This window comes from Cohnella soli (assembly GCF_042655525.1).
Taxonomy (GTDB): Bacteria; Bacillota; Bacilli; order Paenibacillales; family Paenibacillaceae; genus Cohnella; species Cohnella soli.
Genome location: NZ_JBHSMI010000052.1, coordinates 88,904 through 112,282 on the forward strand (window position 1 = coordinate 88,904; position 23,379 = coordinate 112,282).

18 protein-coding genes and 1 pseudogene are annotated in these 23,379 nt (G+C 52.0%); 18 read left to right on the plus strand and 1 reads right to left on the minus strand.

All coding sequences use genetic code 11. The annotated features are described in order from the left end of the window. The first annotated feature begins 45 nt into the window (after positions 1 to 45). The 5 genes and pseudogenes from ACFPOF_RS24495 to ACFPOF_RS24520 all read left to right on the plus strand — a co-directional run bounded on the left by ACFPOF_RS24495 (position 46) and on the right by ACFPOF_RS24520 (position 6,731). Entirely contained in the window at positions 46 to 186 is a 141-nt protein-coding gene (locus ACFPOF_RS24495) for a hypothetical protein (RefSeq protein ID WP_378137624.1), read from the plus strand. 206 nt (positions 187 to 392) lie between these two features. Continuing rightward, on the plus strand, positions 393 to 2,165 hold the full coding sequence (lepB, locus tag ACFPOF_RS24500; protein ID WP_378137626.1) for a signal peptidase I: 1,773 nt from the start codon (positions 393 to 395) through the stop codon (positions 2,163 to 2,165). A gap of 102 nt (positions 2,166 to 2,267) precedes the next feature. Next, positions 2,268 to 3,515, plus strand: a complete 1,248-nt coding sequence (locus ACFPOF_RS24505; protein WP_378137628.1) for a DUF445 domain-containing protein — start codon at positions 2,268 to 2,270, stop codon at positions 3,513 to 3,515. Between the two features lie 357 nt (positions 3,516 to 3,872). Beyond that, positions 3,873 to 5,032: pseudogene (locus ACFPOF_RS24515) on the plus strand (IS3 family transposase). A gap of 418 nt (positions 5,033 to 5,450) precedes the next feature. Next, positions 5,451 to 6,731: an ArsB/NhaD family transporter gene (locus tag ACFPOF_RS24520; protein WP_378137632.1), complete on the plus strand. Its 1,281-nt coding sequence runs from the start codon at positions 5,451 to 5,453 to the stop codon at positions 6,729 to 6,731. 22 nt (positions 6,732 to 6,753) lie between these two features. On the opposite strand, the gene ACFPOF_RS24525 is transcribed toward ACFPOF_RS24520, so the two are convergent. Next, the gene (locus ACFPOF_RS24525; protein ID WP_378137634.1) at positions 6,754 to 7,662 is read right to left on the minus strand and encodes a DMT family transporter; all 909 of its coding nucleotides are present in this window, start codon (positions 7,660 to 7,662) and stop codon (positions 6,754 to 6,756) included. 107 nt (positions 7,663 to 7,769) lie between these two features. Here ACFPOF_RS24525 and ACFPOF_RS24530 point away from each other — a divergent pair, with 107 nt between their 5' ends. From ACFPOF_RS24530 to ACFPOF_RS24590, 13 genes are all read left to right on the plus strand, one after another. After that, a complete protein-coding gene (locus ACFPOF_RS24530; protein WP_378137636.1) occupies positions 7,770 to 7,979 on the plus strand; it encodes a hypothetical protein in 210 nt (69 codons plus the stop codon). A gap of 22 nt (positions 7,980 to 8,001) precedes the next feature. Continuing rightward, positions 8,002 to 8,550, plus strand: coding sequence for an NADPH-dependent FMN reductase (locus ACFPOF_RS24535; RefSeq protein ID WP_378137638.1), 549 nt, complete (start codon positions 8,002 to 8,004; stop codon positions 8,548 to 8,550). A gap of 188 nt (positions 8,551 to 8,738) precedes the next feature. Next, a complete protein-coding gene (locus tag ACFPOF_RS24540) occupies positions 8,739 to 9,215 on the plus strand; it encodes a MarR family winged helix-turn-helix transcriptional regulator (RefSeq protein WP_378137640.1) in 477 nt (158 codons plus the stop codon). Then, positions 9,208 to 10,692, plus strand: a complete 1,485-nt coding sequence (locus ACFPOF_RS24545) for a DHA2 family efflux MFS transporter permease subunit (RefSeq protein ID WP_378137642.1) — start codon at positions 9,208 to 9,210, stop codon at positions 10,690 to 10,692. The genes ACFPOF_RS24540 and ACFPOF_RS24545 overlap by 8 nt, the downstream gene beginning before the upstream one ends. A gap of 196 nt (positions 10,693 to 10,888) precedes the next feature. Continuing rightward, positions 10,889 to 11,794, plus strand: coding sequence for a glycerophosphodiester phosphodiesterase family protein (locus tag ACFPOF_RS24550; RefSeq protein ID WP_378137643.1), 906 nt, complete (start codon positions 10,889 to 10,891; stop codon positions 11,792 to 11,794). A 35-nt stretch (positions 11,795 to 11,829) separates the two neighbouring features. After that, positions 11,830 to 12,120: a YqkE family protein gene (locus ACFPOF_RS24555; protein WP_378137646.1), complete on the plus strand. Its 291-nt coding sequence runs from the start codon at positions 11,830 to 11,832 to the stop codon at positions 12,118 to 12,120. A gap of 18 nt (positions 12,121 to 12,138) precedes the next feature. Next, entirely contained in the window at positions 12,139 to 12,663 is a 525-nt protein-coding gene (locus ACFPOF_RS24560) for a GNAT family N-acetyltransferase (RefSeq protein WP_378137648.1), read from the plus strand. Between the two features lie 49 nt (positions 12,664 to 12,712). Next, entirely contained in the window at positions 12,713 to 12,919 is a 207-nt protein-coding gene (locus ACFPOF_RS24565; RefSeq protein ID WP_378137650.1) for a hypothetical protein, read from the plus strand. 22 nt (positions 12,920 to 12,941) lie between these two features. Further along, positions 12,942 to 14,681 (plus strand): ABC transporter ATP-binding protein, encoded by a 1,740-nt coding sequence (locus tag ACFPOF_RS24570; protein ID WP_378137652.1) that lies wholly within the window; start codon positions 12,942 to 12,944, stop codon positions 14,679 to 14,681. Between the two features lie 74 nt (positions 14,682 to 14,755). Beyond that, positions 14,756 to 19,240, plus strand: a complete 4,485-nt coding sequence (locus ACFPOF_RS24575; protein WP_378137654.1) for a DEAD/DEAH box helicase — start codon at positions 14,756 to 14,758, stop codon at positions 19,238 to 19,240. 58 nt (positions 19,241 to 19,298) lie between these two features. Then, positions 19,299 to 19,649: a PH domain-containing protein gene (locus ACFPOF_RS24580; RefSeq protein ID WP_378137656.1), complete on the plus strand. Its 351-nt coding sequence runs from the start codon at positions 19,299 to 19,301 to the stop codon at positions 19,647 to 19,649. Positions 19,650 to 19,840: 191 nt separating this feature from the next. Beyond that, the gene (locus ACFPOF_RS24585; protein WP_378137658.1) at positions 19,841 to 21,649 is read left to right on the plus strand and encodes a sensor histidine kinase; all 1,809 of its coding nucleotides are present in this window, start codon (positions 19,841 to 19,843) and stop codon (positions 21,647 to 21,649) included. Next, positions 21,642 to 23,294 (plus strand): response regulator, encoded by a 1,653-nt coding sequence (locus ACFPOF_RS24590; RefSeq protein WP_378137660.1) that lies wholly within the window; start codon positions 21,642 to 21,644, stop codon positions 23,292 to 23,294. The genes ACFPOF_RS24585 and ACFPOF_RS24590 overlap by 8 nt, the downstream gene beginning before the upstream one ends. The last annotated feature ends 85 nt before the right edge of the window (positions 23,295 to 23,379 follow it).

Genomic DNA, 23,379 nt, shown 5'->3' on the forward strand with positions numbered 1-23,379 from the left:
AATCATGAAAAAACACCCCGCAGGAACTTCCTGCGGGGTGTTGGCATGCGCGAACAAACGTCGCGCGGCAACAAAAAAACCGCCGGAAACCGTGATGGTCTCGGGCGGCTCGTTCGCGAAACGGAAAGGAAAAGGGGCATCGCCCGATCGCCGATTCCGTTAACGAATGCTGATCTTGCACCGTAGAGACCTGTCGTTATGAACTGGGAAAACCATCGAAACAATCAATAAGTTTGCCATATAACATCAGCCTCCTTGTTTGTAATAGACGTAAGTATATGATGGAGCACGAGGTTTTGTCAAATGTATCCTGATGGAGAAGCAACCGAACGACCGTTTGTCGCGTTTAATAAGCAAGGGCAACCAATATTTTCTACATAAGGGGAATACGGATGAAAAAAGCAAAGACTGCGCTGGTAGCGGCTCTAACGCTCGGACTACTTCTTTCGGGTTGCATGGAAAAGCGAGCGGTTATGGACGAGACGACGGTGCACGATCTCCCCATCATCGATACACTGCAACCGAATCAAAGGCTCCACAAGATGAATAACGATGCAATGGCCGGGGCGAAACAGTTCGCTGCTTCCACAGTCGTCGTTGATTTGGCTGCGTACGATCGCAAATCGATCGCCAGAGGGGACGTCGTCTACTATGAGACGGATGCGGGGAATCCGTTAAGCGGGTTCGACGTGGGTAGAGTCGTTGGTTTGCCGGGTGAAAAAGTCAAAATTCGCGACGGGCGCATCTCGATCGATGGTTGCAAGCTGGATACGCCTTACGGGTCAGGGCCACAGTTTTCTAATACGGATATTCAAGCGGAATTTGATCGTAACATCAGCGTTCCGGATAACAACTATTTCATCATTGGCGACGTATGGGACAGAAATTTCAGCGGTGGTTTCGTTGAAGGAACGATTCCATCAAGTAGAGTACATGGACAAGTCATCGGCTGGTTAGGGAGCACCTTAGATGACGTAGTACCGCCGCTCGATGCGGTACAATTCGAATCCGTAACTTCGTGGCATTCACTAAATTCGAATTTGGCTAAGCTGGACGCCATTTTGAAATATGTTGCCCAAATCAATTGGCACGCTTTTGGCCAAGAGAATGCTTTGGAGCTGCTGACGTTTCTGTACAATAACCGTGACGCGATCAGCGCAACCGGGAAAATCCAATTGATGAGGGCGACCGACGGACTTGACGGCGCATTATCGGAAACGTATGCGGCAATTGTCGGAGAATGGTATTCGAGCGATCGGCCACATATGATACAGTCGCTCGCGGTGCTTCCGACTGACCAGAGGAGCATGGTCGCAGCGTATATTGCGAAACAAAGCGGTTACGGCAATCTCGAACAAACGATTACCGAGACGAATGCACTGTTGGATGCAGAATGGATTAACCCTCCCGAGAAGTCGGTCGTGGAAGGTTTGCTGGCGGCTTTTGAGAAGGAGCGCAATGAACGATTGCAAGGATCCGATGTGAAATTAAGCAAAGAAGCACCAACGAAGTTCGATGAGCAATCGGCGCAAAGTGACGTGGATGATTTTATTGCTGTTTTGAAGGCCGACAATGCCGACGCTCTTGATCGATTGCTCTCTCATTCGAAAGCTTACGCGGATTACGGGCTCGAGGAAGCGAAAGAGATCATCCGAGGTTTTCGCGAGAACTTTGATTTGCCGAAATTGATAGCGGTGCCGAACCCGAGCGGTCCTTCTCAAGATCCGGGTATCGGTCAATTCGAATTTCAGTTGGATGATGGACGCATCAAAGGGGATAAAAGCTCGTCGGAAGCTGATAAATCCCGCGTGCTAACGTTGAGGTACGGCGAGGACGGTGCGGCCGTATTCGGCAATCCATATGTTCATTACTTCCCTTTTGCAGAGCGGATGGCGCAGCAATATCTCGAACTGGTTCGAGGGAATAAGGCGGAAGAGCTAGCGGGTTTTCTGAACCCCGACGATCTGGAAATTCCGGTTGAAGTCGCGAAGCGGACGATCGGCAGTTATGGGGATGCCGTTGAACTGAAGTCCGCCGTAGTTCGTTATGTCCGCGGATTCGATTTCGTCGTCAAAGACAAGAAAGGAGCTTCCCACTCTTTTTCAATCGTTTACGGGGATGGTCTCATGGGTATAAAGGACGAATTTGTCGAATATCCGGGCTGATCGCATGATCCCGACTGCTTCGTACGCGCGTCGAATTGATGATTCCAATGTCGAATGTTATATTGATGAGACGTGGAATTTATCGATGAAGAGGGTTATTTTATGCGTAGTAAAAATATCGCGGGGTTATCGCTAGTCGTTATGGGAGCCGGATTCGCGGCTACGATGTTGCTGCCGGACCTTCCCGGGACGGAGCTGCTGAAAGGCGGGTTCGAAGCGGGACTCGTCGGAGGGTTTGCCGATTGGTTTGCGGTGACAGCGTTGTTTCGCCATCCGATGGGCATTCCAATCCCGCACACGTCTTTGCTTCTGAAAAACCGGGACCGTATTGCCAAATCGCTGATATCGGCATTCGAGAATGAGTTGCTGAATAAAGAAAGCGTCACGCGTAGATTGCAGCAATTGTCGCTGCTAAAGCTGACAGGCTCAGCCGTAACGAGATTTGCAGGCAAGCGCCGTAATCGCGTCGGCGTATTAAACGGCTTGCAAACACTTTTGGCCAAACTTCCTCTCGAATCGTTCGTGCCCGCCATTCAATCTGCCATCGTCTCTATCGTTCGCGACGTCAACGAACGGGAGCTTGTCGGCAAGCTGATTGCCTCGGCAGAGCAGAATAAATGGGATGAGAAGTTACTAGACTTTGCTCTTGATCGCGGACGTTCATGGGTCAGTTCTCCGCAAGCCGGACATATGATGGGCTCTCTGGCGCTTCAGAAGCTACGAGAGGCAAAAGCCGGCGGTATGTTAGGCTTCGCGGTACAGGCGTTCGCAGGATTCATGAGCGAAGACAAACTGGGCGGCATGATCCAGCAATTGCTGTTGTCCGCCATTCAGGATCTCGTGCAGCCGGGGCATCCAAACCGTGAGTTTGTACTCGCCGAAATCCGCAAACAATTGCGTGACGCTGTCGAAGACGGCGCATTGTTGGAGCGTGGCAAGGCATGGCTCATCGACAAAGCAGCGAGCCCGGAAGGCCAAGCGTTCTTGTCCGAGAAGCTGGAACAAGCGCGAGATAAGCTTATGGCTATGTTGGAAGAGGAGAAAAACCGCGGAGGACGAAAGCTCGTCGGTGCGTGGCGATTCCTCGTCCGGAAACTGCAGGCAGAGCCAGAGCTTGCCGAACGCATTGACCGGAAAGCGATCGGTATGATTGTGGATGCTGTAGAAGCGAACCATTACAGGCTCGGAGCTCTCTTGAAGGACAACATCGACAAGATGGATGACAAAGCGCTTGTCGGAATGCTGGAAGAGAAGGTCGGCGGTGACTTGCAGTGGATTCGGGTGAACGGGGCAGTATGCGGCTTCCTGATCGGACTTGTCCTCTCGGGAATCCGACTGGCGGTCGGATAATTGCCAAAACACAGGCCTCAAGCTGAAATAAGCCGGTTTTACCGGCTTACAGGCTGCCGCCGAGGCGAAATCGGCAAAATAAGCCGGTTTTACCGGCTTACAGGCTGCCGCCGAGGCAAAATCGGCGAAATAAGCCGGTTTTACCGGCTTACAGGCTGCTGCCACCGAGGCAAAATCGGCGAAATAAGCCGGTATTACCGGCTTACAGGCTGCCGTCGAAGCAAAATCGGCGAAATAAGCCGGTATTACCGGCTTACAGGCTGTCGCCGGGGCAAAATTGGATGTAGACTAAAAAGTAGACACGCTGTAACAGCGACCTGGTACAATAAACCAAACGAGAGAGAGGTTCGGTGTATCATGGGAGATCAGCGTCAGCATTTCGACGAGGCATTTAAACGTGAAACCATCAAACACATGATGGAGACAGGCAAAACCCCTGCCGAAGTATCCAAAGAGATCGATGTGCCGGTAAGCAGCATCCGCTCGTGGAAACAGCAGTACGGCAACACAGGTGAAAAGTCAAAGTTGTTTGTGGATATGGAACGTCTCAAACAACTGGAGCTACAGAATCGAGAACTCCAGGAGGAGAACGAAATTCTAAAAAAGGCGATGCACTTCTTCACCAAAAACCGAGACTGATCTACCCGTTTATTTATAAACACCGCTTCCAGTTTCGTGTTGAGAAGATGTGCCGCGTCATGCAAGTTACCCGAAGCGGCTATTACAAGTGGGTGAATGCCCGCCATAAGCCTAGCGAGCAATTGAAACGACGGAAGAAGCTGATGAAGCGAATTGAGCATCACTTCAAAGGCTTCAAGCAGCGCTACGGCAGTCCGAAAATCGCACACAAGCTCCGCGAAGAAGGCTGGAAGATCGCCACCAAGACGGTTGCCAAGCTCATGAAAGAGATGGGGCTGCGTTCTGTTGTCGTCAAGAAATATAAGGCGACAACCAACTCCAAGCATAGCCAGCCCGTGTATGACAATGTCCTGAATCGTCAGTTCCGTGCAGCGGCGCCGAATAAGGCGTGGGTCACGGATATTACTTACGTCGCCACCAAGCAGGGTTGGGTGTATTTGGCGAGTGTAATGGATTTGTTTTCACGCAAGATTGTCGGGTGGTCAATGGGAAGCCGGATGACCAAAGAACTTGTGCTGGACGCTTTAGACATGGCTTGCAGGCGCCAGAAGCCCGAGCCTGGACTGGTGCATCATTCAGACCGTGGCTCGCAGTATGCATCAACCGAATACCGTGAGCGTTTAGCCTACTACGAAATGATTGGCAGCATGAGCCGAAAAGGGAATTGTTACGACAATGCGTGCATTGAGTCTTTTCACAGCGTGATCAAGAAGGAACTCGTTTATTTGACAACGTTTAAGACGCGTCAACAGGCCTACAATGCGATTAACTCGTATATTGAGCTCGAATACAATCGTATCCGTATCCATTCGGCCATTGGTTACTTAACCCCGCACACATGCGAAAAAAGGTACTACGAGCAAAAACAGGTCGCTTAATTTGTGTCTACTTTCTTGACAGAAGTCCAAAATCGGCGAAATAAGCCGGTATTACCGGCTTACAGGCTGCCGCCGAGGCAAAATCGGCGAAATAAGCCGGTTTTACCGGCTTGCAGGCTGCCTCCGAGGCAAAATCGGCGAAATAAGCCGGTTTTACCGGCTTGCAGGCTGCCTCCGAGGCGAAATCGGCTTACATGTTGACTGTCTGGGCCAAATTGCCTTGTCATCCATCATACTTTCGTATAAGCTTAAAGGTGTGTCTTTCAGTAGGCACACCTAATAATAGCCAACTTCATAACGAGATTACCGGAGGAGCCTGCCAACAGAGGGCTCTTTTTGCGTTTTTTCGGGACTCGTCTGTGGCTTTTCGGGAATTGGACATGATGAAGGAAGGCGACTTCGACAGGGGGAGCACAAGATGGAACAACAAGCTTACTGGGCAATCGGAATTTTTCTTGTCATTTATGCCATTATCGTCTCGGAGAAAATCCACCGAACGATCGCGGCCATGCTCGGCGGCATACTGATGATTGCGTTCGGCATCGTAGACCAAAGTACGGCGATGCATCATGTAGATTTTAATACGCTTGGCCTTCTCGTCGGCATGATGATTATCGTGAGCGTGACGGCAGACACAGGGTTATTCCGCTATATCGCGGTGTACGCGGCCAAGAAAGTTAAAGGGGAACCCGTTCGCATACTGATCGCATTGACATTGATTACGGCTGTCGGCTCCGCGTTTCTTGACAACGTGACGACGGTGCTGCTGATGGTGCCCGTTACTTTCAGCATCGCAAGACAGCTTCGGATCAATCCGGTACCTTACTTGATCACGCAAATTATCGCGTCCAACGTGGGCGGCACGGCGACGCTGATTGGTGACCCTCCGAACATTATGATCGGCAGCGCTGTGAAGGAGCTTTCGTTCATGGACTTCATCTGGAATCTTGCTCCTGTCGCACTTATCGTCATGCTGGTATACATTCCGATATTCGTCTGGTTGTTCCACAAAGGCTTGAAGACGACCGAAGCGTTAAAACAAGGCATCATGGAGATGGATGAGAAACAACTGTTAACCGACAGACCACTACTGACGAAATGTTTGGTGGCGCTAGGAGTTACACTCGTCGGCTTTTTTACCCACCAGATGTTCCATCTTGAATCCGCGACAGTGGCGCTGGCGGGCGCATTTCTGCTTCTGCTTCTGACAGGAGAGCACAAGATGGAGAACGCGCTGACTAAAGTAGAATGGACGACGATTTTTTTCTTCATCGGTCTGTTCGCTCTTGTATCGGGGCTTGTAGAGACTGGCGTTATCTCCGAACTGGCGCAGCGAGCGATCGAATGGACGGGCGGCGACTTGACTGCAACCTCGATGCTTATTCTATGGCTGAGCGCAATCGCGTCTGCTTTCCTCGATAACATCCCGTTCGTAGCGACAATGATTCCGCTTATACAGGAAATGGGCTTAATGGGGATCGATAACCTCGAACCGCTATGGTGGAGCCTGGCGCTTGGCGCTTGTCTCGGCGGGAATGGCGCGTTGATTGGCGCGAGCGCCAATTTGATCGTTGCCGGACTGTCCGCGAAAGAGGGGCATCCGATTTCTTTTATGGCGTACTTGAAATACGGATTCCCGCTAATGCTTTTGTCCATCGTGATCTCGAGCGGTTACATTTACATCCGTTATTTGACTTAGGGCATATTCAGACACGCCCTAATCAAGCGGCGGCGGACGATTCTCGCGGGATCGGTTGTTCTTTCTCGGCCCTCATGTACACAAGTAATCCGATAATGATAAACGCGCCGCCGGCGAGTTGAAATCCGCTCAAAAATTCATTGAACAGGACGATGCCGAGCAAGCTGGAGCCGACGGGTTCCGCAAGAACCGAGATGGAGATCGTCGCCGGCTTGACGTATTGCAGCAGCCAATTAAAGACCATATGACCGAGCACCGTAGGAACGATGGCAAGAAGCAGGAAAAGAAACCACTCCCTGCCCGAATATGCCGTCATGCCAATGCCCGCACCGACATTGTAGAAAGCGAAGCACAAGGCGGATACCGCGAACACGATCAGGCTGTATAAGTAGGAGGAGACGCGTTCAAGTATTTTTTTGGCGATGAGCATGTTGACGACTACGGCAAGAGTGCCGAATAGCGACAGTAAATCGCCTTTGAAAGCGCTGGCGGACAATGAAATATCACCGGAACCAACGATGACGACGCCAGCCAGAGCAACGATTACGCCGACCAAAGCAAACGTGCTAAGGCGGTCTTTAAAAAGAAAATAAGCGCCGATCATGACGAATACGGGTTCAAGTGATAAAATGATCGTGGAGCTCGCTATCGAAGTATAATTCAGCGATTCCATCCACAATAGGAAATGGATCGCGAGGAAGACACCCGCGACGACAAGAAGCATCCAGTTTTTCGCGGATATGTTTTTCAGCCCGGGAAGTTGACGTTTGCCGAGCGGAAGCATGAGCAATACGGTAAACAGCATCCGGTACAGTCCCTGAACGGATACGGGAGCATCCGAATATCGGACAAGTATTGGGGCGAACGAGATGGCGATCATACCAACGATAAGCGGTACGATCGGCGCAATAAACGGTTTGTTGCGAGTCATTGGTTGCAAATCCTTCCCGGTAACGTTTCCTACAAGCAATATGCAATTGTACTGCCGAACAGCACAAAGATCAACCGGAATTTCCCGGGGAAGAGCAGGTGAACTAAATGAATACGACAATGTTGCTAATTGTTACAGTGATCGTCATGGTGGGAGCTGTCGTCTGGACCGTAATCGTCGGTTCGTCGTTAGCCCGCAAGGAAGCGACAAGTACGTACTCCGTCAATCCGGCGCGCAAGCTTGGCCGGCTTCTGGCGATGTATATCGTCGTCATCGTTGCCGTCATCATCATTTTCCTGGCGATTAAGAATCGCTAGATACAAAGGAGGTCGTGATCGAATGTTGAGAATCGCCGTACTCGTCGGAAGTCTCAGACAAGGCTCCTACAACATGCAACTGGCTCATACGATGAAGGAGCGGTACATAAACAAATTGGATCTGGAAATTGCAGATATTCGATCACTTCCGTTCTTCGATCAGGATATCGAACTAAATCCGCCGCACGTCGTGACTGACCTGATGCGCAAAGTCGCATCGGCGGATGGCGTCTTCTTCGTTACCCCCGAATATAATTGGTCGGTACCAGGTGTGTTGAAGAACGCGATCGACTGGCTCTCCCGAGTGGACAAAGTGCTGATCGGCAAACCGGCTCTGACGGCAGGTGTCTCGCCGGGCATGATGGGGACGATTCGGTGCCAGCAGCATTTAAGAGAAATTTTGGCAAGCCCTGGCGTTCAAGTTCGGCTTCTTCCGCCGGCAGGCAACGAAATTTATATTAGCTCTGCCGCGCTCAAATTCGACGAATCGACGCAGCGACTTGTCGACGAATCAACGCTCCGTACGATCGATCGCGTTATCGATCACTATATTGATTTCGCTCGTTCGTAAGAGCGATTGTCGGCTATTCAGCAAAAGTTCGCTTTCGAGCGGGCTTTTTTTTATTTCGCTCGGGCAGATTAGCTTATATGTTCGAAATGACATATGTAACTGTTGACATAATGATAAAAAGAGCGTATTTTATTTCGTATGCGAAATATTCTGTTGCGAACAATATAGGGAAAGGAGGCGCGATCTCCGTGTACGACGACCGCAACGAAGACCAGCAGAAACTTCGGGTTCAACAGTTGTTCGCTTCGTTCCGGGAAGTGAATCAAGTGCTTCACCAATCAATGATCAGATGGACTCAGCGATTCGGCATAACGCCGGTTCAATATTTCGTGCTCAAGTCCGTTCTGGAATGTCCAGGCATCGGTCTTGGCGAGTTGGCGGACAAAATACATTCCGTGACGAGCACGACGAGTGGCATCGTGGACAGGCTTGTTAAAGCAGGGTGGGTCCATCGGGAGCGTCCGGAACAAGATCGCCGCTCGATCAAGTTGTCGCTGACGACCGAAGGGGAGGCGTTCATCCTCCAATTGACAGAGCTCAGGTTGACGAACTTGGCAATCGCGCTCGAACAGCTGCCCGAGGAAGACGCTGAAGACCTTCAACGGATTCATAGCGAGATCGTTCGCATTTTACACAGACAGAGAGAGGGAGAGAACGATGAGTAACACCACTACCACGTTAAAAAGAGGTCCGATCGTCGCATCGCTGTTGGTCGCGGCATTCGTCGCCATTTTGGCGCAGACGCTGCTGAACATCGCTTTGCCGAAAATGATGGAAGATTTGAACATCGGGGCCAATACGATTCAGTGGCTATCGACCGGCTATTTGCTTGTTAATGGCGTCTTGATCCCGGTTAGCGCTTATTTAATCAGTCGATTTACGACGCGTAAGCTGTTTGTCGTTGCTGTCAGTCTGTTTACAGCCGGTACGATATTGGGGGCAATTGCCCCCTCATTCGAAGTTGTGCTGATTGGTCGCCTCGTTCAAGCAGCCGGCGCGGGCATTCTGATGCCGTTGATGTCGGTCATTTTCCTGACGATTTTCCCGATTGAAGAACGCGGCAAAGCGATGGGGATGATGGGTCTGGCGATGATTTTTGCGCCAGCGGTCGGTCCAACCTTGTCCGGTTATATCGTCGAGCATTACGACTGGCGTGTCCTGTTCTACATTTTGCTTCCGATCTCGTTCTTCGCATTAATCTATGGCGCCATTGCGATGAAGAACGTGACGAAGACAACCAATCCGAAGCTGGATATGTTCGGCATTATATTGTCGACAGTCGGTTTCGGCGGTATTCTGTATGGTTTCAGCGATGCGGGCAACGACGGCTGGGATAGCGCGCGGGTCGTGACGAGCCTAGTTGTCGGCGCGATCTCCCTTGTCCTGTTCTTCATTCGAGAAATCAAGGTCGAAAAGCCGATTCTGGAATTCCGCGTGTTCAAGTATGGTATGTTCAGCTTGACGACAGTTATTAACGTCATCATTACGATGTCCATGTACTCCGGGATGATTCTGCTGCCGATCTATTTGCAGAGCATTCGCGGATTTACGCCGATTGAAGCGGGGCTGCTTCTGTTGCCGGGAGCGATTCTTATGGGGATCATGTCTCCGATTACTGGCATTATTTTCGATAAAATCGGCGCGCGCTGGTTGGCGGTGACCGGCTTGATCGTTACGCTCGTAACGACGTACGAATTCAGCCAATTAACTGCCGATACGACTTATTCGCATTTGATCTGGATGTACACGCTGCGGATGTTCGGGATGTCGATGTTGATGATGCCGATTCAGACAGCGGGCATGAACCAGTTGCCACAGACGCTAAATGCCCATGGCTCGGCGATGCAGCAGACGCTGCGTAACGTCGCGGGCGCACTCGGAACGGCGTTCCTTGTGACAGTGATGACGAACGCAGCGGCGGATAAAGTAAAAGATCTCGTCATCGCCGGCAAAATCGCTGCGACGGACAAAGTCGGAATGGGCGCAGCCAAAATCGAAGGTACGATATTCGGCATCAACCATGCATTCGTATATGCGACATGGATGACGGTTGCCGCACTCGCTCTCGCCTTCTTTATTAAGCGGGTTAAGCCGCACTCCGAGAAGGTCGCGGATGTCAAACTCGAGAAGCAACCGAGCTGACACGGCATTCGGCACAGTTCTTGAACGCCCTAAGGCATCAAGTCCGGAACCGGTCTTCCAAGTGAAGATCGGTTCTGCTCCGTTTATGTTCACTGGACGTTCGGATGCGTGAATGCTTGCAGTCGTGGTATGCTATAGAAAGTGGGGAACGAGGAGAGCCGGCTATGCGAGTTCTGACATCCGGAGGAACATCACTATGCGCAGACAACGTCGGCTACGCAAGATATGGCATCAGCATACGCTGGTCACAAGTGCTCGAATCCCGCTTATTGCGGCAGTATGCCTATTCGTTATTTACAACTCGTCTTCCTCTTCATTGGCGGGGGTTCCTTCACCGCAGACCGAAGAGCACCCTCTCGCGATTGGTCATCGCGGAGCGTCGGGCTATGCCCCCGAGAATACGCTTGCGTCGTATCGGATCGCTGTAAGCTTGCATGCGGACTACATTGAAATCGATTTGCAAATGACCGAGGACGGCGAATTGGTCGCCATGCACGATGATACGGTTGACAGAACAACGAATGGCTCCGGCAAAGTAAGGCACATGACGTTGGCGGAGGTTAAGGCGCTTGACGCGGGATCGAAATTTAACGCATTGAACCCTGCTTATGCAAAGGCGGAATTCGTTGGAGAGAAAGTGCCCACTCTGAGGGAAATTTTCGATGCGTTCGGCGATTCGACAAAATACATGCTGGAGACGAAAATCCCTTCGGACAATCCGGGACTTGAAGACAAACTGTGGGCGCTCGTTCGTTCACGCGGGCTCGAGAACCGCATAGCCGTGCAATCGTTCAGCAAAGCGAGTTTGCTTCGTATGAGGTCGTTTGACAACGACGTTCCGTTGTACCAACTGCTCTGGTATACCCGGCGAGCGGCACCGCTCTCCGGCAGGACATTGTCCGACATCGCGTCTTACGCGGACGGCGTTGGCGCCAACTTCTCGCGCATCGACGAGAAATATATATGGAAAGTCCGGAGGGCAGGCTTGAAAATGCTTCCGTATACGATCAATACCCGTTCGGGCATGAGGAGAGCGCTTGCCTGGGGTGCGAGCGGCTTGCACACCGATTATCCGGATCGGCTCAAGGAAGTCGCACCATAGAAAAAAAGAGATGGCGGGAGGAAGGAGCATAGGCAATGTCGAACAAAAAAGGACAGCCGCTTCGACGTCCGCATGGCGGGTCGTACAAGGAAAAGCTTGACTCTGCCGGTGAGGACAAGCCGGTAACGTTAAAGGAACGGCTCGGTGCCGGCGTGATTGCCAAGCTGAAGGAACAGGCGGAACTGCTGAAGCAGGAGGAGGCCGACAGCGCTCGACGCAAGCGGCAAGAGCACGAGGAAGCGCGCCAAGCCGAGCGGAAACGCAACGAGAACGACTTCTCCTATTTGCTGAATAACAGTTCCCAGGATTGGAAGAAGTTTAAGTAGAAGAGAGGGATTAATCTTATGAGCGATTTCACGAACGTCATTAAAGCAGGGCCAGAACATACGCAAGATGTCATGCAATTGCTTGTGAGCACGGCCGAATGGCTGCTGAGCAGAGGATCCTCCCAATGGAACGCTTTGCTAAGAGGGGAAGATTCTCACAATACGCCCGAGGCCATTAATCGCGGAGAAGTGTACTTGTTTAAGGAAGACAATAGAACGGCTGGCATGGTCATGCTGCTAGACAGCCCGAATGCATGGGATCTCGATATGTGGGGAGACCGCACGAATGACGGAGCCGCCACGTACGTGCATCGACTAACGGTCAATCGCAAATTTGCGGGCAAAGGCGTCGGCAACCGGATGATGCAATGGGTGGAGCAGAACACGCCTAACCTGGACAGAACGGTCATTCGGCTTGACTGTCTTGCCAGCAACGAAGTACTGAATCGTTTTTACGCGAATCTTGGTTACGAACTGGTCGGTCAAGCGACCAACGAATACGGATTATTCAGCAAATACGAGAAATCTTTACTGCACCTGTAAGAACAAATCCGACAACAAGATGGGGCTTACTTTAGAGGAGGATTCACGCATGAATGATCCCGCGATGATGATGCGTCGGCTAAGAGCGAGGCGCAAAGCGGAAGGGGTATGTATTTACTGCGGAGGTTCGCTCCTTACGACAACGATGTGCGAGCGGTGCGCCGACAAGAAAAGAACCGTATCCGTGGAAGCCGTCATGAGGGAGAAGCGCAGATACCCGATCTATCGCAAGAAGAAAAAGTCGCCTGCGGAATAAATCACCGGGCAGAAGGAAAGTTATGCATACGTTACGGTTATACCTACGTTTCGTTAAGCCTTACAGATGGCTCGTTGCTTTTACGCTGTTGATCGGTATGCTGAAGTTTGCGATCCCGATGGTGACGCCGCTTTTCCTGCAGTATGCAATCGACGATATACTGCTCGCGGAACTGAGCCGAGACGATAAGCTGACACGGCTCTTATGGCTGGTCGGCTTATCGTTTATATTATTTGTTGTTATCCGCTATCCGATCGAATATTTCCGCCAGTATTTCGCCCAACTGACGACAAGCCGAATTTTGTTCGATCTACGCAACAAGCTGTATGCGCATCTGCAACGGCTTTCTTTGCGTTTCTACCAGGAGCGCAAATCCGGCGAGATCATATCCCGAATGATCAACGACGCAGAACAGACGAAGTCGATCGTTGAGACCGGCATGATGAACGTCTGGCTTGACTTGTTCACGCTTACGATTGCCCTCGGTATTATGCTAAGCATGAATGTCGTCCTGACGCTGTTGTCGATTGCCATTCTCCCTTTCTACGGCGTTGCCGTCGTTAAGTTATACCGAAGGCTCAGAAGTTACGCGCGCTCGCGTTCGGCGGCTCTTGCCGATATGCAAGGGTATTTGAACGAACATGTCGTCGGCATTCCCGTCGTCAAGAGCTTTACGCTCGAGAACTACGAGCAGAAGCAATTCGGCATTCGCAACGGCAAATTTCTTGAGAGGGCGCTCGCGCTCACGAGATGGAACGCGTTGACGAATGGCATTGTCAATACGCTAACGGAAGTCGCCCCCTTGATCGTATTGCTGTGCGGCGGTTATTACGTCATCGAAGGCGACTTGACCATCGGAGCGTTTATTGCTTTCTACAGTTATTTGGACCGTATGTATACGCCGCTTCGCCGCCTCGTGAACGCTTCGACGGAACTGACTCAAGCTTCGGCGTCGCTGGAACGAGTCATGGAGCTGCTGAACGAACCGCTTCACGTGAAGGACACGAAAGACGCAGGTACGCTCGCATTGACAAGGGGGCGTATCGAATATCGCAACGTCAGCTTCCGCTATAAGGACGAGACGGAAGACGTACTCCGCCAGATCGACTTGACGATTGAACCCGGACAAACGGTCGCGTTTGTCGGCGCCAGCGGAGGCGGGAAGTCGTCACTCATCGGCTTACTGCCGCGGTTTTACGATATTCAGGAAGGTGAAATTCTCATAGACGGGCAGAACATTGCCCAAGTGACCCAGACGAGCCTTCGCGCCAATATCGGCATGGTGCTTCAGGACAATATTCTTTTTAGCGGCAGCGTGAGGGAGAATGTCCTGCTTGGCGACCCGGATGCTTCTGAGGAGCAGATGATCGAAGCCACGATCAAGGCGAATGCGCATGACTTCATCATGAGTCTTCCTTCCGGTTACGATACGGAAATCGGCGAACGGGGAGTTAAGCTGTCCGGCGGACAGAAGCAGCGAATTGCGATTGCTCGCGTCTTCCTGAAAAACCCGCCGATTCTCGTCTTGGACGAAGCGACATCCGCGCTTGATCTTGAATCGGAGCATCTGATCCAGGAATCGCTAAGCTCGTTATCCGACAATCGGACAACGCTTGTCGTCGCCCATCGTTTGTCAACCATCACGCACGCCGATCAGATTCTCGTCGTCGAACGAGGGGAGATCGTCGAGCGCGGTACGCATGATCAACTTATGGGGCAAGAAGGCGCTTATGCGAGATTGTATAACGTTCAGAATCTGTAGGCGCACGTGCAGATGAATTCGATGACGATCGCGCGGTGCACCTGCATCGCGGCAAGAGAAAGGAGCCGTGTCGCGTGAAGAAGAGCCAGCCAGCAATTCCGTTTCATCCGTTAATCGCGGAATGGTTCGAAGCATCGTTCGGCGAACCGACCAACGTGCAGAGAGAAGCGTGGCACGCGATCGGCGAGGGCAGTCATACGTTAATCGCAGCTCCTACGGGATCGGGCAAAACGCTTGCCGCTTTGCTTCCGTGTTTGGACAGACTAGCAAGGGGAGAGCGGCCGGACAAGCCTGGCGTCAGCGTCGTGTACATATCGCCGCTTAAGGCGTTGAATAACGATATTCATCATCACGCAATCGGTTTCGTCGACGAGCTTCAGAAGCTGGCCGCCAGCAAAGATGTGACTTGGGAAGACATTCGCAGCGCTGTGCGCACCGGAGATACGACGGCTTCTGCGCGAGCTGCCATGATTCGCAAGCCGCCGGATTTGCTTGTGACAACACCGGAATCGCTATATTTGCTGCTGACGTCGGAGAAGGGCAGAGACATGCTGTCGACCGTTCGGCATGTCATCATTGACGAGATTCACGATTTGGCTGCCGACAAGCGGGGCGCCCATCTGGCTTTGTCGCTCGAGAGGCTCGGTCGTCTCGCCGAGAAGCAACCGCAACGAATCGGCGTCTCGGCGACGCAGAAGCCGCTCGAGAAAGTAGCCCGTTTCCTTGCGGGCTGGGAGACAGCGCCGGAATCGGGGACGGCAGCCACACCGCGTGCCGTCGCGATCGTCGAGAGTGCGATGAACAAACGCATAGACGTTCGCGTAACGATGCCGGACCAAGATCGCCCGGCAACAAGTCGCGAGGCGGTGTGGCTGCCGTTGCTCGATCGGATCGTTCAAGAGATGGAAGGCTGTCGCGCCGTTATCTTGTTCGTGAACAGCAGGCGTCTGAGCGAACGATTATGCTTGAGGTTAAACGATCATGTCGGATACGAGATGGCTCGTTCCCACCACGGGAGCCTGTCGAAGGAACTACGTCTCGACGTCGAGAAACAGCTGAAGGAAGGTCAACTCCGCTGCATCGTGGCAACGTCTTCGCTTGAGCTTGGCATCGACGTTGGTCATATCGATAAAGTCATCCAGATCGATTCTCCGCAAGAAGCCGCCCGTGGCATCCAGCGTATCGGCCGAGCTGGTCACGCCGTCGGAGAGTCCAGCCATGGGGTGCTGATCGCCCGAGTGAAGGCGGCGCTCCCCGAAATGGCGGTCCTCGCCCGGCAAGTGGCGCTCCGTCAGATCGAAGAAATCCGCATACCGCATAGCCCGATGGATGTGCTATCTCAACATATCGTGTCGATGGCTTCCTCTGCCGCATGGCCGGTCGAAGAGTTGCACCGGTTCATTCAAGGATGCGACAGCTACAACGATTTCCCTTATGCGAGACTGGAGCAAATGCTGCTTGTATTATCGGGATTTTATCCTTTCGCCAAGCCGCTGCTCGATTGGGATCGACAGTCGAACGCGATATCGGCCAGAAGCAATACGGCAATGGCGGCGATTACCGGCGTCGGAACGATCCCACAGACGGGCAATTACCCGGTGCATCATCTCGACAGTCGTGCCCATCTTGGGGAACTGGACGAGGAATACATCCAGGAAAGCCGCGTCGGCGATGTTTTTCAGCTGGGCACGAGCTCGTGGATGATTCGGGAAATTTCCAACGATCGGGTGTACGTGAGCGAATCGGGCAACCGTTTCAGTGAAATTCCGTTCTGGCGTAACGAAGCGGGGAGCCGGTCTTTCGAAGTGGGGATGGCGACAGGGGCGTTTTTGCACGAATTGTCCGTCAAGCTGGAATTGGACGAAGCAGGCGGATCGGTGCCTGCTGCGACCGAAATTCCCGCGGAGACGGCGCGGGAAATAGAACTCGACAAGTTGGCGACGGAATGGCTTATCTCCCAATATGCACTTGATGGATTGGCTTCGTCTGAGCTGATCAGTTTCGTCCGTGCGCAGCACCGGGCGTGTGCCATCCCGACGGACAAAACGATTGTGGTGGAGCAATACCGCGACATCATGAACCAGACGCGTATTATCATTCATAGCTTATTCGGAAGAACGGTCAATCGAGCGTGGCTGCTGGCGATCAAGCGGCAGTTCGAGCAACTGAGACCTTACCGGCCTTATGGCAACGCCAAAGACGGCGGCATTGAAATCGTGATGCCGGAATGGGACTCGTCATGGATGCAAGTAGTTTTACAAGTGACGGCAGAAAACATTGAATTGCTTTTGACGGAAGCGATCTCGGGCTCACCGTTGCTCGGCATTGCTTTCCGGAGAATTGCCGAGAACTCGTTGTTGCTGTCGCGAAGTTTCACGCGTACGCCGCTTTGGCAGAAGAGATTCCGGAGTGAAGAGCTGCTGCGCGGGGCATTGCCGTATGCAGATGATTTTCCATATTTGCATGAGGCCATGAAGGAATGCTTGCGAGATGAGCTGCGGATTGAAGATTTGAAGCTGCTGCTTGGTCGAATCGCAACGGGCGAACTGAAAATTGTATTTAAGGAGACGCCATATCCTTCGCCGCTCGCCGCGCAGTTCATTGCAGAATATGCCAATATGAAAGTGTACGAAGGAGATGGTTTGGACGAGACGACCAAACTCCATCTGTTGAGCGTCAGCAAAGAAATGGCTTCCCGCTTGTTCGATACGGATGCTTATGCGGCATCGACCGGACAAGAGGCGCTCGCCCATGAACGCGAACGCCTCAGCGAACCTGAACGTAAGCCGGAAAGCGCGGAAGAGCTGGCTTCATTGCTTAAAGCAAGAGGGGATATGACGTCAGCCGAGATTACGAAGCTGGCTGGCGAACAGTCGCTTGGCTGGCTTCGCGAACTCCAGCGAAAGGGAAGAGCGGCGACGGTCGATCCTGCGGGAGATGGGGAGTACCGTTGGATCGCTTCGGACGAGAAAGACGTGTATGCGAAGTTCCCTGCCGACCGGCGTTCGGCCGCATTTGTTGTTGGCCGGTACGCTGAACGAGTGTTATCCTTCACCGAAGCGGAGCTGTGCGACCGTTATCCTTCGATGACGCTGGCACAGGCGAGAATCACAGTCGACGACCTTGTCGGCCAGGGCATTATCGAGCGGGCTCCCCATGCGGTGGACGAGAACGAGAGGTTATGGTCGAGCGTCAAGATCGCCTCGCGTATTGTCCGTTCGACGATTCGGATTGCGAGGAGCAAGGCGGAACCGATCGATCCTGCCGCTTGGTGCAGTCGAATAGCTTTTATGCAGCACGCTTTGAACGGGACTCAGCAGCAAGGTGGCGAAGGTCTGCTATCCGTTATCGAACGGCTGCAAGGGATCTACTTGCCGCTCTCCCATTGGGAGACGATCATTTTTCCGTCGAGGATCGCTGCGTACAAGAAGGAACAGCTTGATCTGTTATGCGCAACGGGGGAAATCGTATGGTTGGGGCGGAAGGAGGATAACGAAGCGGAAGGGAAAATTGCCTTTTTCCTCGCCGGTTCCCGTGCTCTCTATCTGCCGCTTGTCGCACCGAACGACGACACTTCCTCGACGAAATTTCCCGAATTGCTGGGGCTGTTGCGCAAAAGCGGGGCGAGTTTCCTGACACGATTAAGCCGGGACACGGGACGTCAGCCTTCCGAATTGGTCGGCGAATTAATCGAACTTGTCTGGGAAGGGCGGGTGTCGAACGACCAGTTCGCGCCGCTAAGACTTCATGATAGCACAAAGCATGGCCAATGGGCGAAAACTGGCTCGGGTCTAGGGCGTTGGTACGCGACAAGCTTGCTATGCGACGAAGAGAGCGGGAGCGACGGCGAGCCTGTCCGCGATCAGGGTAGCGTCAGGAACGCTAAGCTCGAGCCGACGTTGAGTTCTACGGAGGGAGAGCAGGGCAATGCGGAACAGTCTCCGGTTCTCGGCTGGACGCGTCATTTGCTGCAATCGTTCGGCCTCGTGAACAAGGAGCTTGTCGCGAAGCTTGCGCCTTACCCATGGGACGTCTTCTACCCCGTGCTGAAAAAGCTGGAAGAGTGGGGCGCGATTACAAGAGGCGCCTTCATTCAAGGCATGTCCGCCGTCCAGTTCACGACGCGCGAGCTTGCCGAAGCGGTACGTCAGCCGCTTCCGGTGATGACGGCCGCAAGCGTCACTGTGCTCTCGTCCGTTGATCCTGCCAACCCGTACGGCTTGCTTGTTGATTGGCCGCAATCGCAATCGTTGCAAGCCGGGCCATCGTCCTATTCGCGTAAGCCGGGCAACTTCCTCGTGCTGCAAGGAAGCCGCTGGCTGTTCTGGGTTGAAGGCAACGGAAAGAAGATTTACTCACTTGCCGAAGAGATGCCGCTATCTGATCAGACGGAAGTCGTACAGTTGTCGCTTCAGACGATTATGCGCAGACGTAATCTCGTTAAGGTGAAAGTCGATGCCTGGAATGATGCCCCGATTGCAGGGACAGAAGCCGGCGAACGGCTCAAGCAACTCGGCGGTGAGCGGGATAGGCAGTCTCTCGTATTTTGGTTGAGATAATCCGACCATTCTCGTGTACAATGGAGGGAAGAACTCATACGATAAGGGAGCTGTCGCGATGTTGAACGAGAACGTCTTGTGGGAAGGCAAACCGTTTAACTACGGGATTCCTAGTTTTACCCGCTATCAGATTACGGAGCGGAGAATCATCGTGGAACGCGGCATTCTCACGAAGAGACGCGAAGAAATTCAGTTATACCGCGTCCGAGACATTTCCGTGAAGCGTAACCTGTGGGAGCGAATGTTAAGGTTCGGCGACATCACGGTGCAATCCACCGATACGACGAGTCCGACTTACACGTTGCGCAATATTCGAGGTAGCGTGGATGTGGCAGACTTGCTCAGCCAAGCTGCGGAAGCCGCGAGAATCAAAAACAGGGCGCAGGAACTGACCGAAGTTCAAGCGTAAGCGCTTGGTGCATATTTCGAGCCCTTAAAAGTATTTCAACCGGCTTTCCCTGTCAGCCCGGCCAAGTGGTCGGGCTTTTTGATTCGTTGTCGTCGTAGACAACCGAATCGCTCTCGCTTATGCTAGGTTCATCCGAATTTCCGGATTCCGTACCAAAGCTAATTTGCATGAGGAAGGGAGTTAAAGTGGAAATGGCACCCGTTAGAGCGTCAGTTAGATCGATATGGAAAATGTCCATTTTCGGTCGAATGGTCATTACGTTTCTCCTCGTTATTGTCCCCTTATACTTCCTGAGCATCGAAATTTATCGATGGGCCGTGCAAACGCAAAAACAAGACATTTCCAATACGATGCTCTCTCAGGTCGACTTCTACATGGAGAACTTGGAAAAGGAAGTCCAAAGAATTAAGCTCCTTCTCTATTACGGCACGGAAGACGTGAATCTGCATCAGCTTGCTTTCGTTCCGGAATCACTGGACGACTACGGGAAAGCGCAAACGATCCTGCAATTGCAGCTGCAATTGAAATCCATCGCGAGCAGTAGTTCTTATATCACAAACGCAAGCGCTTACATCCCCTCTCTGAATCGAGTAGTCTCTTCGAGCACTTTCGAAAGTTCCATCCCGAAGGAAGAAATGATCATGCTGGATATCAATTCCCATCATGCGAAAGATGCGCAAACGATTTATTGGCATAACAGGCTTTTCTTGAGCATTTCCAATCTCTCCAACTTCCCGGCCGATTCCGTAAGCAATAAGAAGCCGGCATACATCCTATCCGTGGAACTGGACTTGCGTGCGCTCGAAGGTGCGATAAAGCAGTTTAATAACTACAACGACGGAGGAGCATTGCTCATCGATCTCCGCAATCATTTCGTATTGAACAGCACGAGCAACGTCCAAGAAAACGCCATAGTCGCAGATTACGTGAAGGCTGCTGTCGCGACCGCGAGAAGCGGCTCCGGGAGTATTGAAATCAATGGCAAATCGTACTGGGCGATCTATACAAAGTCCGATTATTTGGGGATCGCGTTGTCCAAATTCGTTCCGGAAAATGAAGTGCTGAAAGCGTTCCGGAAATACTCGAACTGGTTTTGGATTTTTACGGCAACGGCTGTTCTACTCATTCTTATCTATTCTTTCTCGACCTACCGGTTGATTTACAAACCGTTATCGCTGCTCGTGAAATCGTTCCGCAAGATGGAGAAGGGCGATTTGAACATCTCCATTTCTCATAAATCCGATAATGAATTCAAATATTTGTACGATGCTTTCAATAAGATGGTCGATAAATTCGGCACGTTAATCGAACAGGAGTACAAGCAGAAAATTTTTGCGCAGAACGCGCAGTTGAAGCAGCTTCAGACGCAGATTGTTCCGCACTTCCTCTACAACAGCTACTTTATTTTGCATCGGATGGTCATCGATGAAGATCACGAGAACGCGGCGCGTTTCTCGCAACAGCTCGGACAGTATCTCAAGTTCATCACGCGGAGCGGGGCCGACGAGGTGGCGTTAGGCAGCGAAATCGAGCATGCGCGCATTTACGCGGAAATATTGAGCATGCGTCATGCAAGCAGAATGCATATTGAATTCGAGGAGACTCCGGAGAGTTATAAGAACATCAGGGTGCCTCGTCTGATCATCCAGCCTATCATCGAGAACGCGCTCGAGCACAGTCTCGAGAATATGGCCGGAGGCGGCATCTTAAGCGTATCGTTCAGGGAGGAAGATCAAGCTTTGAACGTAGTCGTCGAAGATAACGGCAACGCTCTGAACGACCAGGAGCTGGAGGAACTGCAGAAATCTGTCGACGGGAAAGATCAAATCGATGTGGTGGAAACGACCGGTATCAAAAATATACACAGAAGACTTCAGTACAAATTTGGCAACGACAGCGGATTGCAATTTTCCAGGAGCGTTCTGGGAGGGCTAAAGGTTGTCATCCGATTCGAAGTGCGCCTGACAAATCACGAATTGAAGGAGCGGTACGATGTATAGATTATTGATCGTGGATGACGAACAGATGATCGTCGATTGGTTGTACAGACTTTTCGGGGGACTGTCGCATCTAGAACTCGATCTCTACAAGGCTTATACGGGGGAGCAAGCTTTGGGCTGGCTGAATCGAACGAAAATCGACATCGTCCTGACGGATATCCATATGCCGGGGATGAACGGAATCCAGCTCCTCGAGAACATCAAGACCAGGTGGCCCGATTGCAAAGTCGTCTTCCTGACCGGATACGACCATTTCGATTACGTGTACGCGGCCATCAAACACGAAGGCGTCAGTTATTTGCTGAAAACGGAAAACGATACGGAAATTATCCATACGGTGGAAAAAGCGATTAGCGAGATTGAGAACCGTTACCGGAACACGGAATTGCTCAGCAGGGCCAGACAACAAGCGAGCAAGGCGCTTCCGCTGCTCCAGAAAGAATATTTGGCGACGCTGCTTCGGGGCGAGAAATCCGCCCTTCCGGTGAAGCAGCGGCATCTGGTTGAGCTGGAGATTTCATTAAATGCCGATCTTCCCGTATTAATGCTGCTCGGAACGATGGATAACCAGTCCAAGAAGCTTGCCCAGGCCGAGCGAACCCGTCTTGTCTATACCGTGAAGAACATCGTGGAAGAGTACTGGTTCGAGAACGTCTCTTCCGCGTTTATCGTGCATGAAGAATCGTATTCCGTGTGGTTTATTCAGCCTGCCGATCCCTTGTCGCCATGGGATAAGACCGGCTTGTTTATTAAGGAGATGCTGGAGACTGCGCAGAGGGCGTGTGCGGAATCGCTACACGTCAGCATGTCGTTCGCGATCGCCAAGGAATCGATCGGCTGGGAGACGGTATCGGAGAAATATTACGGCTTAAAGCAGCTGCTGAACGATCGCATCGGTTCCAAGAGCGGAATCGTCATGACGGAGAACGATGCCGACACCGCAGATCGGCAAGGGCCTGACTCAAACCGGGTGAATGTAAGCTTGCGCACCTATCCGAATAAGATCGACAGGCTGGAGAACTGTTTGGAGCGGGGGCAGAAGCAAGATTTTTTCGAAATCTACGCAGACATCGCGGAATTTCTTGCAGGCATACCCAGCATGCACGACATTCCCGCGTTGGAAATCTATCTCTCCTTATCGTTGAAGTTGCTGTCGTATATCAATCGCAGAGGGCTGACGGAGAAGCGGGGGTTCCATGCAAGCCTGAGCAAGCTGAGCCGTATCGACGAGTTCGATAATTGGGCGGATGCCGCCGACTATTTGGGCCGGATTGCGGACGACGTCTTTACGTTACAGGAACGCGACCAGGAAATGCGGGAACGGGACATCATCGTGCTCGTACAGCAATATATTAACGAGCATTTGTCGGACGATATTTCACTGGTCAAGCTGGGCGAGCTGACCTACTTCAACCCGTCGTACTTGTCGCGATTGTTTAAGCAGATTACAGGCACGAACATCTCAGATCACATTCACCTGGCCAGGCTAAACAAAGCGAAGGAACTTCTGGCGGGGACAAGCTTAAAAATTCACGAAGTCGCCTTACAGGTCGGCTTCGATTCACCTGCCTATTTCGCCAAGTTTTTCAAAAAATCGACGGGAATGACGCCTCAGGAGTACCGCGATTCATTCATCATGAAGTAAATAGAACGCTCAAAAGTAAAGATTGTCATATATAAAACGCTTTCATTCGCTGTTTATAATGAATCCAGAGGCCTCGCTCAAACCG

Coding starts and splice junctions, on each gene's coding strand:
- ACFPOF_RS24570 (WP_378137652.1), top strand. CDS start 12,942: ATGCATACGTTACGGTTATACCTACGTTTCGTTAAGCCTTACAGATGG.
- ACFPOF_RS24585 (WP_378137658.1), top strand. CDS start 19,841: ATGGCACCCGTTAGAGCGTCAGTTAGATCGATATGGAAAATGTCCATT.
- ACFPOF_RS24580 (WP_378137656.1), top strand. CDS start 19,299: ATGTTGAACGAGAACGTCTTGTGGGAAGGCAAACCGTTTAACTACGGG.
- ACFPOF_RS24525 (WP_378137634.1), bottom strand. CDS start 7,662: ATGACTCGCAACAAACCGTTTATTGCGCCGATCGTACCGCTTATCGTT.
- ACFPOF_RS24550 (WP_378137643.1), top strand. CDS start 10,889: ATGCGCAGACAACGTCGGCTACGCAAGATATGGCATCAGCATACGCTG.
- ACFPOF_RS24505 (WP_378137628.1), top strand. CDS start 2,268: ATGCGTAGTAAAAATATCGCGGGGTTATCGCTAGTCGTTATGGGAGCC.
- ACFPOF_RS24560 (WP_378137648.1), top strand. CDS start 12,139: ATGAGCGATTTCACGAACGTCATTAAAGCAGGGCCAGAACATACGCAA.
- ACFPOF_RS24530 (WP_378137636.1), top strand. CDS start 7,770: ATGAATACGACAATGTTGCTAATTGTTACAGTGATCGTCATGGTGGGA.
- ACFPOF_RS24545 (WP_378137642.1), top strand. CDS start 9,208: ATGAGTAACACCACTACCACGTTAAAAAGAGGTCCGATCGTCGCATCG.
- ACFPOF_RS24565 (WP_378137650.1), top strand. CDS start 12,713: ATGAATGATCCCGCGATGATGATGCGTCGGCTAAGAGCGAGGCGCAAA.
- lepB (WP_378137626.1), top strand. CDS start 393: ATGAAAAAAGCAAAGACTGCGCTGGTAGCGGCTCTAACGCTCGGACTA.
- ACFPOF_RS24495 (WP_378137624.1), top strand. CDS start 46: ATGCGCGAACAAACGTCGCGCGGCAACAAAAAAACCGCCGGAAACCGT.
- ACFPOF_RS24555 (WP_378137646.1), top strand. CDS start 11,830: ATGTCGAACAAAAAAGGACAGCCGCTTCGACGTCCGCATGGCGGGTCG.
- ACFPOF_RS24535 (WP_378137638.1), top strand. CDS start 8,002: ATGTTGAGAATCGCCGTACTCGTCGGAAGTCTCAGACAAGGCTCCTAC.
- ACFPOF_RS24520 (WP_378137632.1), top strand. CDS start 5,451: ATGGAACAACAAGCTTACTGGGCAATCGGAATTTTTCTTGTCATTTAT.
- ACFPOF_RS24590 (WP_378137660.1), top strand. CDS start 21,642: ATGTATAGATTATTGATCGTGGATGACGAACAGATGATCGTCGATTGG.